Source organism: Cetobacterium sp. (assembly GCF_051658645.1).
In the GTDB taxonomy this organism is placed as follows: Bacteria; Fusobacteriota; Fusobacteriia; order Fusobacteriales; family Fusobacteriaceae; genus Cetobacterium_A.
The window spans coordinates 77749-94356 of record NZ_JBOFMZ010000035.1 but is presented as its reverse complement, the minus strand read 5'-3'; the positions used below and the strand labels follow the sequence as shown (position 1 = coordinate 94356).

Genomic DNA, 16608 nt, shown 5'->3' with positions numbered 1-16608 from the left:
TTTTTATTATACTAGAATCTTCTCTTCAGATTGTGAATCATTATCGTCATCATCATCTTTTTTAGGTTCATAATTTTCATCTCTCTTCTTTTCAAAAAGATATACTAATGGTGTTGATATATATATTGACGAGTATGTTCCAACTCCTATTCCAACTAATAAAGTTGTTGTAAAAGTTCTTAAGCTATCTCCACCGAAAATTAATATTGCCACTAACGCCAATAAAGTCGTTACCGAAGTATTTATAGATCTTACTAAAACTTGATTTAAACTTTTGTTTAATACTTCACCAAAAGTTAAATCAGATTTTTTTCTAAGACTTTCTCTAATTCTATCATATATAATAATTGTATCATTTATAGAGTATCCTAGTATAGTTAATATCGCTGCTATGAATGGTGTATCTATCTCATATCCTAATAATGCAATAACTCCTAATGCTGCTGTAACATCATGTAATAGTGTTAATATTCCTGCTATAGCAAATTTGAATTCATATCTAATTGTTATATATAAAACAATTAGTAACCCTCCAATAACTAAAGCATAAATAGCTGAACTCTTTAATTCTTCACCTATTGTAGCTCCAACTTTTTCAGATCTTTCTAATTTATATTCTCCAATAACTTTTAATTTTGATAATAACTCTTGAGATTGAGCTTCAGTCATTTCTGCTGTTCTAATAATAACATTATTATCAGCTGCAGAAATTTGCACTTTTCTAGCTGTTGAAGATAGTTGTGGGATCTGTACTGCTAAACTATCTAACTCTTTATTTATATCTGTTAAAGTTATAGAATCTGTATAATTCAACTGGATTAAACTACCACCTGTAAAGTCTATTCCATAATTTAATCCTTTTACAAAAAACATTCCCAGGAATACTATAAAAGATATTGCTGATAACGTTATCCATCTTTTACTGTGCTTTATTACCTCAATATACATTTACTTACCCCCTCTTCACACCGAAGAACTCTGTTCTTTTTATTTTAAATAAACTCACCAATGTTGTTAACAGAACCTTTGTTATGAATATAGCTGTAAGCATTGAAGCTACTGTACCTATTGTTAACGTTACTGCAAATCCTTTTACAGTTCCTGTTCCAAACATAAATAATACAAGGGCTGTTAATAGAGTTGTCACATTCGCATCTATTATTGACGCTATACCTTTACTAAATCCAAGTTTGATAGCACCTGCTATCGTGCTTCCTAATTTTAACTCATCTTTTATTCTTTCAAAGATAATCACATTTGCATCTACTGCCATTCCCGCTGAAAGAATCATCCCCGCTATTCCTGGTAATGTTAGAGTTGCATCTACAAAGTTTAACATTGCAAACATTACTAATCCAAAACTAATTAAAGCTAAATCTGCTACAAATCCAGGTAATCTATACATAAATAGCATAAATACTGCAATTAATCCAACTGCAACAAGCCCTGCTCTTTTACTTTGAGCTATTGATTCATCTCCTAAAGATGCTCCAACAATTCTCGTTTCAATTATTTCTGCTTTTACTGGTAATGCTCCTGCATTTAGCAGTGTTGCTGTTTTCTTTGCTTCATCTGGAGTATAACTTCCTGTTATAACTCCACTTCCACTTGGAATTTCTCCATTAATCGATGGGGCTGTTTGAACTTCTCCATCCAATGTTATAGCCAATCTTTTCCCTATATTCTCTCTTGTTATTTTAGCAAATTCTTTGGCTCCTTCTATATTCATTTCAAACTGAATTTGAGGTCTTCCTAAATTATCATAAGAAACCTCTGCTTTTTTTAAGGCTCCACCAGTTAATAGTGTTGTCCCTAGTGTTCCATCGTCATTCATTATCTTAAATTCCATCAAAGCTGTTTTTCCTATCATGTTTACTGCTTCTTCAGAATTTGTTATTCCTGGTAACTCTATTATAACTCTATCTGTACCTGCTCTTTGAACCACTGATTCTGCTACCCCAAGACCATTTATTCTTCTATCTAGAACTTCAATCAATCTATTCATTGCATCATCATCTAGCTCTGTTCCAGATTCTGGTTGAGCTTGCAGCACTACATAAACTCCACCTTTTAAATCTAATCCTAGTTTAGTTGGTTTAATAACGGCCAACCACCAAGAACATATTAGTATCACTAATACAAAAAATAGTTTTGTCATCCCCTTAAAATTCATCTTAGCCTCCACTTCGTTATTTTTTCATATCTAAAAAGGTTTGTAGTATAATAGCGGCTGCTACCTTATCAACTACTTTTCTTTTCTCTTTAGCTCCCCTTAAATGTGTTTCATTTAACATCTTGTCTGCTGAAACAGTTGAAAGTCTTTCGTCTATTTCAAAAAATTCTAATCCTTCAATTGATTTGTTTAATTTTTGAATAAACTCTCTTACTTTTTCTGCTTGTCTTTTTTCTGTTCCATCTAAACTTTTAGGAATTCCAATAACTATAGATTTAGTATTTTCCTCTCTACAAAGCTCTGCAATTCTTTTTACTGCTTTTGTTTTTCTTCTATCAATTACTTCTAAGGGAGTGGCTAACATCCCTAATAGATCAGATCTTGCCACTCCTATTCTTACATCTCCAACATCTAAAGAAAGATATCTTTTTAACATATTATATCCTCCAATTATAGTGAATTTACTAGTATTTCTTTCACTGCAGCTAAAGCTTCTTTCACTTTTGCCCCATCTTTTCCTCCAGCTTGTGCAAAATCTGGTCTTCCTCCACCATTTCCTTCTGCTATTTTCGCTGCTTCTCTTACTAAATCTCCAGCCTTTGCTTTTCCAATTAAGTCTTTTGTAACTCCAATAGCAAATACTGCTTTTTCATTATTTGAACCTAAAACTACAATACAACTTCCTAATTTATCTTTAGCTTTATCTACGATTTCTCTTAACGAATCTGCTTCTTTGTTTGTAAAATCTTTTATTAAAACCTTAACTCCATTTATTTCTTCAACTTCATCAAATAACGAACTTACTTCAAATGTTGCAACTTTAGATTTTAATATTTCAACTTCTTTAGATAGATCTCTTAATTCTTCAACAACTTTTTCAGATCTTTCTTCTATTTTGTTTAAATCAGTTTTTAAATTTTTAGCTACTTTTTTCATAGTTTTTTCTATTTCTAAAACAGCCAAGTATGCTTTATAACTTGTTTGAGCTTCTATTCTTCTTACTCCTGCTGCTACTCCTGCCTCTGAAACTATTTTAAACATACCAATCTTACTTATGTTGCTTATATGAGTTCCTCCACAAAGTTCCATTGAATAATCACCAATAGTTACAACTCTAACTTCATTTCCATATTTATCTCCAAATAAAGCTGTTGCTCCTTTTGATTTCGCTTCGTCCATTGACATTGTATTTGCATTTACTGATGTTGCCATAAATATTCTTTCATTTACAGCTTTTTCAACTTTTTCCAACTCTTCAGAAGTTAATCCTTCGTAATGATTAAAGTCAAACCTTAATCTATCAGCACCACAAGATGATCCTGCTTGTTGAACGTGCGCTCCTAAAACATCTTTTAAAGCTTGGTGTAACAAGTGAGTTGCAGTATGATTTTTAGCAATCTCTTCTCTTCTTACTGGATCTACAGTTAAGCTAAGTATTGTTCCTTCAATCAATTCTTCAACTCCATTTTCAACTTGAACTATATGAGTATAGATTTCTTTTTGCTTTTGTATTTCTATTACTTTTGCAACTAAGTTTTCTCCTTCTACAATTCCATTATCAGACTCTTGTCCACCTGATTCAGCATAGAATGGTGTTTTATCAAATATTAAAGCATATCTATTATTTTCTAGCTCTCTTACACTTAAAAGTGTTGCTGAAGTCATTAAGTCAGAGTATCCTGTAAATTCTGTTTTACCATGCTTATCATAGAATTCTTCTATAAAGCTATCTTGACCTTTTTCCATTATAACAGTTCTTGCAGATCTTGCTTTCTCTCTTTGCTCTTGCATTTTTTCTAAGAACTCTTCATTTGAAACTTCAATTCCATTTTCTTCACAAATCTCTTCTGTTAATTCATAAGGGAATCCATATGTATCATATAACTTGAACGTTATATCTCCTGATAGTTTTGATTTACCTTTTGCTTTAGCATCTTTTATTTCATTTGTAACTAATTGAATTCCTTGATCTAATGTATTAGAGAATTTTTCTTCTTCAATTTTAACAACTTTTTTAATATGTTCAATATTGTTTCTTAATTCTGGATAAGCTTCTTCCATCAATTCTACAACTTTATCAACCATTTGGAACATGAACAACTCTTTTCTTCCTAACATTCTTCCATGTCTTACTGCTCTTCTTAGAATTCTTCTTAAAACATAACCTCTTCCTTCATTAGATGGAATAACTCCATCATTAATTAAGAATGTTACTGCTCTTGAATGATCTGTTATTACTTTTAAAGAAAAATCTATTTTAGAATCCACTGCATACTTAGTTTTTGTAAGTCTTGCTGCTTCTTCAACTATAGGGAAGATTAAATCTGTTTCAAAATTATTAGATTTGCCTTGAACCATAGCTGCTACTCTTTCCAATCCTGCACCCGTATCTATATTTTTCTTTGGAAGTGGTTGTAATGATCCATCTTCCATTCTGTTCCACTCAGTGAATACTAAGTTCCAAATTTCAATAAATCTATTATCTGTTCCTTCATCTCCTAGTTTAGAGTTTTCGTCTCCACCATAAGCCACTCCTAAATCTACATGTATTTCTGAACATGGTCCACATGATCCAGTTGCTCCTGCTGCCCACCAGTTTTCAGATTCTCCCATTCTTACAATTCTTTCTTTAGGAAAATTACATTTTTCAACCCATATTTTTTCTGCTTCATCATCTGTTGTGAATACAGAAACCCACAATTTATCTTTTTCTAATTTTAAAATCTCTGTTATAAATTCCCAAGACCAAAGAATTGCTTCTTCTCTAAAATAATCTCCAAAAGAGAAGTTTCCTAACATTTCAAAGAAAGTGTGATGTCTAGCTGTTCTTCCAACATTTTCTAAGTCATTTGTTCTAATACATTTTTGGTAAGTTGTTACTCTTGGTGTTGGTGCTTCTTTTTGCCCTAAAAAATAAGGTTTAAATGGAACCATTCCTGCTACTGTTAATAAAAGAGTTGGATCATCTGGAATAAGTGACGCACTTTCAAAGTGCTTATGATTTTTCTCTTCAAAAAACTTTATAAACTTGCTTCTAATTTCGTTACCTGTTAACATCTTTTTGTTTCCTCCACTATTTTTAAAATTTTATTTAATCTAATTTAAAGTTTTCACCTAAATACACTTTTTTAGCAATTGGATCATTTGCAATCTCTTCTGGAGTTCCACTTATCAAAACTTTTCCATTAGCCATTATATATGCTTTGTCTGTTATTGATAGTGTTTCTCTAACTGAATGGTCTGTTATCAAAATTCCCAATCCTCTTTCTTTTAAATATCTAATAATTTGTTGAATATCCTCTACTGCAATTGGATCTACTCCTGCAAAAGGTTCGTCAAGCAATATAAAATCTGGATTATTAGCTATTGTTCTGGCTATCTCTACTCTTCTTCTCTCTCCACCAGAAAGAGAATATCCCATAGATTTTGCAACATGACTTAACTTAAACTCTTCTAATAAATCTTTCATTTTTTTCTGTTGCTCATCTTTTGAAAAACCTTTCATTTCTAATATTGCCAATATGTTATCTTCAACCGATAATTCTCTAAATATTGATGGTTCTTGAGCTAAATAACCTATTCCCATATCTGCTCTTTTATACATTGGATAATCTGTTATATCAACTTCATTTATGAAAACTGTACCTTTTTCAGGTTTTACAATTCCTGTTATCATATAAAACGTTGTTGTCTTTCCAGCTCCATTAGGACCTAGTAATCCTACTATTTCACCTTTTTTAACTTCTAAACTCACTTCATTAACAACTTGCCTTTTTTTATAACTTTTACACAATCCTTGAGCAACTATACTTCTCATAAGTTCTCCTTATTTTTTTATAATTTTGTTGTATCCTGAATTTATTTCGTTATTGTTATTCATAGTTTTATTCTCGTTTACTTTATAATCTACAAAAACATTTCCTCTAGCTTTTGCTTTATTTGTTTTCATATTATAATCTACTTCATCTGCTGTAACTATTGAATCTCCATCATCTACAAAAACATCTCCTCTTAGCTCTGCTAAGTTTTCTTTATTCTTCAGCTTTGCTTTTGTTGAAGTAGCATTTAAAGTTTTCTCTTTATCTTTTCTTATTATTACAACTTTTCCCACTAAATCTATAATCTGAGTATCTAAATTTCCATTCATCATATTAGCAGTTACTGTTGTTATTACTCCATCTTTATCTTTCATTATAGCTTTTGTATTATCTTTTCCAAACACTAATTTTTTTTGAGGTTGTATTTCTAAATAATCTGAATATAACGTTGTTTCCTCTTTTTGTATTATAGCATTTTTTCTAATCTCTACCCTTTGAATCTCATTTTTACCTTCTGTATTCTTTTTAAAATATGCTCTAACAAAATCGCCTTTAAAGTTCACAGGAACTCCATCTTGATATATATTTCCTGAAACATTATCAATAAAGTCTAAATTCATATTTTGCAAAGTTCCCTCTACTCTATCTCCTTTAAACTCTTCATTTAATTTAGATTTTATTGTTACACTATCTCCATTTAAAAGACTAGTTTTTTTGTTTAAAGTTCCATTTTTCATATTAATATCATAATCAGTATATTTAATATTAACAGGCTTAGTTGATTTAGCTATTTCGGTATTTTGATTGTACTCTAATCGCTCACCTTTTAAAGTAGATATTTCATCTTTAATCTCTGCATTTCCTTCAAGAATAATATCTCCTTCTGAAACAAAGTACTTTATTATATCACTTTTTAAGGTATTCTTCACATCTTTTCCACTAAATTTTTCCCCAACAAATAATTTTTTTTCAGTTTCGTAGATTCCATTAAACATTTTCCCAGAACTTTTCTTTATTGTATCTTTAAATACTATCTCTCCTGGGATATATATTTTTTGATCTTTCATTATATAATCTGCTGAGTTAGCATTAGCTACAATATCTCCACTTGTTAATACTAATTTATCTTTTATTTTTACGAACTCATTTTGTTTAAATTCACCAGTTGTTGAAACGATTTTTGTGCCATCTTTTTTATCTATTGCTACTAAATCTTTCTCTATCTTTCCAATTCCTGTTTTTTGATTAAATTCTAAATTTGTTCCTTCTAAAATATTATCAGCACTTAAATATTTAAACGCTCCAAAAGATTTAAATATCTCTGTTAATAAGTTATACTCACCTTTTAATCCTTCAAAAGTATCTTTTTCTATTTTTCTTTTTAATATATATTTTTCAGGAATATAAACAAATCCTTTTTTTCCTAAATAATCAATTTTAGAACTTTCAAATATATACTGTATATTTTCAAAAGATCCTTCGCCATCGATTAAATAACTCTCTTCATTTCTATCAAAATCAATTCTATTACCAGAAGCTATCTTTTTTTCAATGTTATCTTTAACTTGTCCTTTTACAACATAGCCTTTTCCAGTTAATTTGTTATAGAAGAATTTTTGACCTTTACTGTCATACTTATCACTAAAATATGTATATCCATCTTTTAAATATAATTCACCTGTTTCACTTAAATAAACTAGATTCTTAGTGAATATCTTGTTTGTAGGACTTGTATATTCTATATTTTTATCAGATATTAGTTCTAATTCTTTTTTGTCTGTTGAGTATATTGCCATGTCTGCTAATAATTTTGCTCCATCTTTATCTATTCCATTTACGTTTCCTGTAATAATAAGTTTCTTAGTAATTTTATTATATAAACCACTATCTCCTGTAAATGAATAGATTCCATTGCTACCTTTAATCTTTCCATTAAAATTAATGTTATCTCCACCATCAGAAGTTATACTTTTCATATCTATTTTATAACCATCTGCTAAAATATAAACATTCTTGCTAATTTCAAAAGATTGTGTTTTATCATTTAAAACCAAATCTTCTCCATAGAGCTTAATTCCATTATAATCCACTTCAAATGGATTTGAACTTTTTAATAAATTAGTTGTAGTATCATACTTTAGACCTTCAAAATTACCTGTTAATACTCCAGAATTTTCTCCTATATCGCTTCCAGATAAAAATGCTTTTCCATTTATATTCAGTATTTTATCTTTATCATTATAGTTTGCTGCTTCTGCTGATAATGTCAAATTTTTTGTTTTAAACTTAACATCACCAGATAAAACTACATTCTCCATTTTAAGATCACTCTTAAAATTTTGACCAGAAACTTCTATATCTTTTTCTTTATTAACTGCAACTACACCAATCGTTGACTCTATCTCACCATTCTCTTTAGTATATTTAGCTTCTTGTGTTTCAAATTCCCAGCCTGTTAAACTTTTTCCTAATATATTTGATTTTAGTAACAAGTTTTTTCCCGCATCTAAAATAGCACTGTCACCTGTTAAAATCATTCCATCTAAAACTGCTTTTGCTTTTTCAAAAGTTGTTTCATTTGTTTTAACGAAATCATTTTGTTTTTCAGCTTCTATATGATATCCATCTGTATCATATATAGCACCTATAGTTTCTATAACATCTTCTTTTTTCTCTATCTTTTTCTCTTCACCAAAATAATTGAAATATCCCAAAACCAACACTGATACTATTATAACTCTATAGGCTAACTTTTTTTTATCCATGTGATGCCTCCTAGTTTAAGATACGTTTTAATTCATTTAGCTTTAAAAATGCTTCTAAAGGTGTTATTTTATCAAGTTGAATCTCTTTTAAAAGACGCAAAACTATTTTTTCCTCATTTTCTAATTCAACAACTTTTTCTTCTTTTTTTATTAATTCTTCTTTAATTTCAGGTTCAAAATCTCCAAATAATATTAGTTGCTCTTTTTTTACTTTTTTTTCTATTATCATTTTTCTATTTTCTAAAACTTTTAACATCTCTTTTGCTCTATCTAGAATTTCTTTGGGAAGACCAGCTAATCTAGCTACTTCTATACCATAAGATTTATCTGCTCCACCTCTTACAATCTCTCTTAAAAAAGTGATCTCTTTTTCCTCTTCCTTAACTTCTATTCTAAAATTAGCTGATTTACTCAGTTTACTTTCTAGTTGTGTCAATTCATGATAATGTGTTGCAAAAATAGTTTTAGCTTTTATATTGTCATGAATATACTCTGTTATTGATGTTGCTATTGAAATTCCATCAAATGTTGATGTTCCTCTTCCTATTTCATCTAAAATAATAAAAGAGTCTTTTGTAGAACTATTTACAATATTTGCAACTTCTGTCATCTCTAACATAAACGTTGATTGCCCTGTAACTAAATCATCACTTGCTCCTATTCTTGTAAATATTTTATCAACTATTCCTATTTTAGCATATTCCGCTGGAACATAACAACCCATATGTGCCATAATTAAAATTAATGCTACTTGTTTCATATAAGTAGATTTTCCAGACATATTTGGTCCAGTTAAGATTATTAAGTTTTTATCATCATTTAAAACAATGTTATTTTTTACAAAGTTTTCTCTACCTACAAGCTGCTCTACAATAGGGTGTCTTCCACCTATAATCTCCATATCTCCTGATTCTGTTATCTCTGGTTTTATATAGCTATTTTTTGTTGCTATATAAGAAAAATTAGAGATTACATCTAAATATGCTATTTTATAAGCTAACTTATGAAGTATACCTCTATATTTTTTTATTTCTTCTGATACTTCTTTGAATAAAATATATTCTAAATTTTCGATTTTATCTTTAGCATTCAGTACTTTCTCTTCATATATTTTCAAATCTTCAACTATATATCTTTCTGCATTTGCCAAAGTTTGCTTTCTTATATAATCATCTGGAACTAGATGAATATTTGCTTTTGTAACCTCTATAAAATATCCGAATACTTTGTTATATTTTATTTTTAACCCTTTAATACCTGTTCTTTCTCTTTCTCTATTCTCTATTTCTAGTATTGTATCTTTCCCGTTGTTAGATATATTATGTAGTTCATCTAAAGCTTGATTATATCCTTTTTCTATCATTCCACCTTCTCTTATAGAGAATGGAACCTCATCTTTTATAGCTTTTTCTATCAAATTATATATTTGAACTAGTTCATCTAAAGCTATATTAAATATTTCAGCACCTTTTAAAACTTTATAAATCTCTAAACTATTTAAAATTGATTTTTTTAATGCCACCAAGTCTCTTGCATTCTCATTTCCTAAAACCAATTTACCTATTATTCTTTCTATATCATAAATTTCTTTCAATCTTTCTCTTACTTCTTCTCTTAAAAGAACATTTTCATAGAAGAAATCTATATCTTTTTGTCTTTCTAGTATTACATTTTTAGATGTTGATGGATTTTTTAAAAAATGTTTTAACAATCTGCTTCCCATTGAACTTTTACACCCATCCAAAACCCACTGAAGAGTTCCCAAAACTCCGTTCTCCCTATTAGAAGCAACTATATCTAAATTTCTTTGAGTTGTTAAATTTAATTCCATTATATTTTCACTACCAGAATAGACAATCTTATCAACTGGGATTTCGTTTCCTTTTTGAAGATCTAAAACATAATCTAAAACCATAGCTGCTGCATCTACTGCAGAGTTTTTCCCATTTAAGTCAAAACTATCTAAAGAAATTATATTAAAATATTCCTTTAAATACTCCTCACTTTTTTTTACCTTCAAACATGAATTTATATTTATTTTATTTATTTGAGCAAACTGCTTCAACTCTTTTTCTAATTCTGGATATGAGTTTTCATCAATTAAAACTTCTCTTGGAGAAATTTTATTTATTTCACCTAATATTTTATATACATAATCTTCTGTTTTTGGTTTTTCACTAGCTACAAACTCTCCTGTTGTTATATCAATATATGTTAAACCAATAGATTCTTTTTTTAATACTATACCCATCAAATAATTATTACTTTTTTCATCTAGATATTCTGTATCAATTATTGTTCCTGGAGTTATTACTCTAACTACTTCTCTTTTTACAATGCCTTTTGCTGTTTTAGGATCTTCTACTTGCTCACAAATAGAAACTTTATATCCTTTGGCTACTAATTTTCCTATATAGCCTGATGATGAATGGTAAGGAATTCCCGCTAAAGGAACCTCTATTCCTTTTTCTTTGTTTCTACTCGTTAAAGTTAATCCTAACTCTCTTGAAACAGTTACTGCATCTTCAAAAAACATTTCATAAAAATCTCCTAATCTAAAAAAAAGGACACTATCTTGATTTTGTTCTTTTATCTCTTTATACTGGGTCATTAATGGTGTATCTGCTGACAAAAAATCATCTCCTTACTACAAATTTTCCTTTGCTCTCTCTAACAATGCTATTAATTCATCATAATCATCAATTTGATTTATAGCTCCTTTTAAAAACGCTCCATTTCTAATACCTTTTAAATACCAACAAAGATGTTTTCTTAATTCAAATAAAAATTTTTTATTAGGATTATCCAATTTAGCTTGAAGAGTATGTTTCATAGCCATATCTATTCTCATTTCTGGTGTTAAAATTGTTTCCACTGCTCCAGTTTTAAACTTCTCTCTAATTTGTTGAATTAACCAAGGATTACCACAAATACCTCTAGCTAACATTATTCCATCTACACCTGAATGTTTTACTTTTTCATATGCATCTTCAGCTGTAAATATATCTCCGTTTCCTATTACTTCAATACGAACATTTTCTTTTACTTCTTTTATCAAATCCCAATCAGCAGTTCCACTATACATTTGTTCTCTTGTTCTTCCGTGTATTGTTATATGCTTACAACCTGCTTCTTCGGCAATCTTACCAACTAATCTATGTTGTTTTAAACCTTTATATCCTACTCTAGTTTTTAAAGATAAATCTACATCATCCGCTATATTAGCTCTTATTTCACATAATATTTTTTTAATTTGATCTGGATCCTCTAAAAGAGCAGCACCATAACCGTTTTTTATTATTTTATTCACAGGACATCCTGCATTTACATCTATATGTTTTACACCTAATTTTTCAGTTATATATTTAGCACTATGAACCATCTTTTCAACATCTCTTCCAAAAATTTGAACAGCTTCTCCCTCTCTTATTTTTAGAATTTGATTTAATGTCTTTTCATTTTCCATCTCTAAAGCATTTATACTTACCATTTCCGTAAACATAAGGTCTGGTTTATATTCTTCTAGTATTCCTCTAAATGTATAATCTGTAACTCCTGCTAAGGGAGCAATATATATTTTCAATTTTTACCTCCAAAATAAAACGTTGTCATCCAAAAATTCTACCATATTTTCAACTCTTTTTCAATTTAAAATACCCCAAAGGTTTGGGGTAGTGTTTAGTCTTTCATTATATCTAATGTTGCTTTTCCATTTAAAGTTAAATCTGCAAAAATAGTTCCTTTTCCATATTTCAACTTATAGTAAGCTGCTTCAGCAATCATAGCTGCATTGTCTGTACAATAAGATATAGAAGGATAAGAAACTTTTACACCTATTTTCTCAGCTCTTTTACTTAACTCACTTCTTAATAAAGAATTTGCTGCTACTCCTCCTGCTATTACAACTTGTTTTACACCTTTATCTTGCACAGCTTTCAATGTTTTCTTACACAATATATCTACAACTCTATCTTGGAAAGCTGCAGATAAGTCCTCTGGCTTAAACTCTTCACCTTTCATTTTTGCTTTATTTACTGCGTTTATAACCGATGTTTTTATTCCAGAGAAACTAAAGTTATAACCATCCACTTTTGGTTCTGGAATTTTCAAAGAATCTTTATTTCCTTTGTATGATAGTTTATCTACGATTGGACCACCTGGATATCCAATTCCCATAACTCTAGCAACTTTATCATAACTTTCTCCTACTGCATCATCTAAAGTTGCTCCTAAATTAATAAAATTGTGTTCTTTATCTATATGTATTATATTTGTATGCCCACCAGATACTACTAAAGCTATACAAGGTAATTCTATGTCGTGCTCTATAAAGTTTCCATATATATGTGCTTTTATATGATGAACAGGTATTAAAGGGATATCGTGACCGTAAGACAACCCTTTTGCAAAAGATATTCCTACAAGAAGCGCTCCTATAAGTCCTGGAGCATATGTAACTGCTATATAATCTACGTCTTCCATCGTTATATTAGCTTCTTCTAAACTTTCTTCTAAAATTGTTGCTATATTCTTTATATGATGTCTAGACGCTATCTCTGGAACTACCCCACCATACTCTTTGTGTATATCTATCTGAGATGAAATACTATTAGATAAAACTTCTTTCCCATCTTTTAAAACAGCTATTGATGTTTCATCACAAGATGTTTCTATTCCTAATATTATCATTAATTTCTCCTTCTTTTTTTCTTTTAATTATATCATATTTTCAATTAAAATATATAAAAAAACTACCTTAGAACTTTTTGGCTCTAAGGTAGTCAAAACTTTACTATTTAACTGATAATCCTCTACTCTCAAATATCTTTTTAGCATTTTCAAATCTTTCAGCTGAAAGTTGTTCAACACCTTTTAAAGGATACTCTAAACCTATTTTTTGCCATTTATACTCTCCTAAAGAGTGGTATGGTAAAACTTCTACTTTTTGAAGATTATCAAAATCTTTTAAATAGTCGGCTAGTTTTTCTAACAACTCATCATTATCAGTAATTCCTGGAACAACAACGTGTCTTACCCACATTGGTTTTCCAATTTCCTTTAAATATTGTGCAAATTGTAAAGTAGGTTCTAACTCTACACCAGTCAATTCTTTGTATTGTACTGAATCTATTGACTTTATATCTAACAAAACAAGGTCTACATACTCTAAAGCTTCTTTAACTTTATCATTAAATAAATATCCTGAAGTATCAATAGCTGTATGAATACCTTCTTTTTTACAAAGTCTCAATAATTCTTTTACATACTCAGGTTGAGTTAACGGATCACCACCTGTCACCGTTACTCCACCTTTTTTTATAAAGTTTTTATATTTACAGATTTCTAAGAAAGTTTCTTCAGGAGTCTCTAAAGATTTTGCGTCCTCTTTTTTCCAAGTATCACAATTATGACAATATTTACATCTCAAAGGACACCCTTGAGTAAATATCACATATCTAATACCAGGTCCATCTACAGTTCCAAAGCTCTCATGTGAGTGAATAAATCCCTTTTTCATTTCTTAGCACATCCTTTTATTATTACATATTTCCGTTTATCGTTCTTGATATAACGTCTAATTGTTGCTCTTTTGTTAATCTTACAAAGTTAACTGCATATCCAGAAACTCTGATTGTTAATTGAGGGTACTTCTCAGGGTTAGCCATAGCATCCTCTAATAAAGCTCTATCAAATACGTTAACGTTTAAATGTTGTCCTCCATCAGCTGTGAAGTATCCATCCATTAATCCTACTAAATTCTCTACTCTTTCTTCTCTAGATTTTCCTAAAGCTCCTGGAGTAATTGCGAATGTGTAAGAAATTCCATCTTCTGCATGGTGGAATGGTAACTTAGCTACTGAAGCAAGTGCTGCTACAGCTCCTCTTTTATCTCTTCCGTTCATTGGATTAGCTCCTGGAGAGAATGGAGTTCCTGCTGCTCTTCCACAAGGAGTTGTTCCAGTTTTCTTTCCATAAACTACGTTTGAAGTAATTGTTAAGATCGATTGAGTTGCTTTTGAGTTTCTGTAAGTTTCGTGAGTTCTGATGTAGTTCATGAATTTCTCCATAATTTCAACAGCTAATTTATCTGTATTATCATCATTATTTCCGAATGCTACATATTCTCCTTCTCTTTCGAAGTCTACAGCAATTCCTCTTTCGTCTCTAATTACTCTTACTCTTGTGTCTCTAATAGCTGCTAATGAGTCAGCAACAATTGACAATCCTGCAATTCCAGATGCTTGAGTTCTTAAAACTTCAACATCATGAAGTGACATTGCAAATGATTCATAAGAATATTTATCATGCATATAGTGGATAACTTTAAGAGCATTAATATATACTCCAGCTAACCATTTTAACATTGCATCATATTTTTCCATTACTTCATTGAAATCTAAATACTCAGAAGTGATTCCTTCGAATTTAGGCGCTACTTGTGCTCCTGACTTCTCGTCTCTTCCTCCGTTGATTACATATAATAAAGCTTTTGGTAAATTTACTCTAGCTCCGAAGAATTGCATTTGCTTTCCTATTTTCATTGGAGATACGCAACATGCGATTCCATAATCGTCACCTAAATCATGTCTCATTAAATCATCGTTTTCATATTGAATAGCTGATGTATCTATTGACACTTTTGCACAGAAGTTTTTCCAGTTTTCTGGAGATTTTTGTGACCATAATACTGTTAAGTTTGGCTCTGGAGCTGGACCTAAGTTGTAAAGAGTATTTAAGTATCTAAAAGCAGTTTTAGTTACTAAAGTTCTACCATCTACACCTTCTCCTCCTAAAGCTTCAGTTACCCAAGTAGGATCTCCTGAGAATAAATCATTATATTCTGGAGTTCTTAAGAATCTTATTATTCTTAACTTGATGATAAATTGATCTATTAAATCTTGAGCTTCAGTTTCTGTAAGAATTCCTGCTGCGATATCTTTCTCGATAAAGATGTCTAAGAATGTAGCAGTTCTACCAACTGACATTGCTGCTCCATCTTGATCTTTTGTAGCTGCTAAGTAAGCGAAGTATACCCATTGTACAGCTTCTTTAGCGTTTGTTGCTGGCTTTGTTACGTCAAATCCATAAGAAGCACACATTTTTACGAATACTTTTAAAGCATTGATTTGCTCAGTAATTTCTTCTCTTTTTCTAATGATTTCATCTGTTAATTCTGGTGCTTCAGCTTTCTTTAATTCAAATTTTCTCTCTTGAAGTAATCTATCTACTCCGTATAGAGCTACTCTTCTGTAGTCTCCTATTATTCTTCCTCTTCCATAAGCATCTGGTAATCCAGTTACTATTCCTGATCTTCTTACAGCCATCATATCTTCAGTATAAGCTGAGAAAACTCCTTCGTTATGAGTTTTTCTATATCTTGAGAATATCTCTTTTGTTATTGGGTCTATTTTATATCCATATGCCTCAAGAGAATTTTCAACCATTCTTAATCCACCTTTTGGATAGATTCCTCTTTTTAATGGAGCATCTGTTTGAAGTCCTACAATTGATTCATTTTCTTGTGAAATGTATCCAGGTCCATAAGTATCAATTGATTGTGGAGTTCTAGTTTCTGCGTCATAAACTCCTTTTTCAACCTCTACTTTGAACATTTCTGTTAATTTTGACCAAACAGCTTTTGTATTGTCAGTAGCTCCTACTAAGAACTCTTCATCACCAGTGAAAGGTGTGTAGTTATTCTGAATGAAATCTCTAACATTAATTTCTTTCTTCCATAAATGTCCCTTGAATTCTGACCAGTAAGATTGTAAGTTTTCCATCTTTTTCCTCCTGAGTGGATTATATTATCTATATATTCCTATTATATTTTTAGTTTACCCTTTGTTAAGGT

Annotated in this window: 11 protein-coding genes; all 11 read right to left on the bottom strand. The window is 30.2% G+C overall.

From position 1 onward, the window contains the following. Positions 1-6 precede the first annotated feature (6 nt). The 11 genes from secF to pflB all read right to left on the bottom strand — a co-directional run bounded on the left by secF (position 7) and on the right by pflB (position 16537). Entirely contained in the window at positions 7-948 is a 942-nt protein-coding gene (secF, locus tag ACRCZX_RS03405; protein WP_438581535.1) for a protein translocase subunit SecF, read from the bottom strand. A 4-nt stretch (positions 949-952) separates the two neighbouring features. Continuing rightward, entirely contained in the window at positions 953-2173 is a 1221-nt protein-coding gene (gene secD, locus ACRCZX_RS03400) for a protein translocase subunit SecD (protein WP_438581534.1), read from the bottom strand. A 16-nt stretch (positions 2174-2189) separates the two neighbouring features. Beyond that, on the bottom strand, positions 2190-2609 hold the full coding sequence (gene ruvX, locus ACRCZX_RS03395; RefSeq protein WP_438581533.1) for a Holliday junction resolvase RuvX: 420 nt from the start codon (positions 2607-2609) through the stop codon (positions 2190-2192). Positions 2610-2623: 14 nt separating this feature from the next. Next, positions 2624-5230 (bottom strand): alanine--tRNA ligase, encoded by a 2607-nt coding sequence (gene alaS / locus ACRCZX_RS03390; protein WP_438581532.1) that lies wholly within the window; start codon positions 5228-5230, stop codon positions 2624-2626. 34 nt (positions 5231-5264) lie between these two features. Next, positions 5265-5990, bottom strand: a complete 726-nt coding sequence (gene lptB / locus ACRCZX_RS03385; protein WP_438581531.1) for an LPS export ABC transporter ATP-binding protein — start codon at positions 5988-5990, stop codon at positions 5265-5267. 9 nt (positions 5991-5999) lie between these two features. Then, positions 6000-8756 carry an LptA/OstA family protein gene (locus ACRCZX_RS03380; RefSeq protein WP_438581530.1) on the bottom strand — a complete coding sequence of 919 codons (2757 nt, stop codon included), beginning with the start codon at positions 8754-8756 and terminating at the stop codon, positions 6000-6002. 10 nt (positions 8757-8766) lie between these two features. Then, a complete protein-coding gene (mutS, locus tag ACRCZX_RS03375; protein WP_438581529.1) occupies positions 8767-11388 on the bottom strand; it encodes a DNA mismatch repair protein MutS in 2622 nt (873 codons plus the stop codon). A 15-nt stretch (positions 11389-11403) separates the two neighbouring features. After that, complete coding sequence (gene dusB / locus ACRCZX_RS03370; protein WP_438581528.1) at positions 11404-12339, bottom strand: tRNA dihydrouridine synthase DusB; 936 nt, start codon at positions 12337-12339, stop codon at positions 11404-11406. 95 nt (positions 12340-12434) lie between these two features. Continuing rightward, a complete protein-coding gene (tsaD, locus tag ACRCZX_RS03365; RefSeq protein ID WP_438581527.1) occupies positions 12435-13445 on the bottom strand; it encodes a tRNA (adenosine(37)-N6)-threonylcarbamoyltransferase complex transferase subunit TsaD in 1011 nt (336 codons plus the stop codon). 103 nt (positions 13446-13548) lie between these two features. Then, positions 13549-14274, bottom strand: a complete 726-nt coding sequence (gene pflA, locus ACRCZX_RS03360) for a pyruvate formate-lyase-activating protein (RefSeq protein ID WP_438581526.1) — start codon at positions 14272-14274, stop codon at positions 13549-13551. Between the two features lie 22 nt (positions 14275-14296). Next, the gene (gene pflB / locus ACRCZX_RS03355) at positions 14297-16537 is read right to left on the bottom strand and encodes a formate C-acetyltransferase (RefSeq protein ID WP_438581525.1); all 2241 of its coding nucleotides are present in this window, start codon (positions 16535-16537) and stop codon (positions 14297-14299) included. Positions 16538-16608 lie beyond the last annotated feature (71 nt).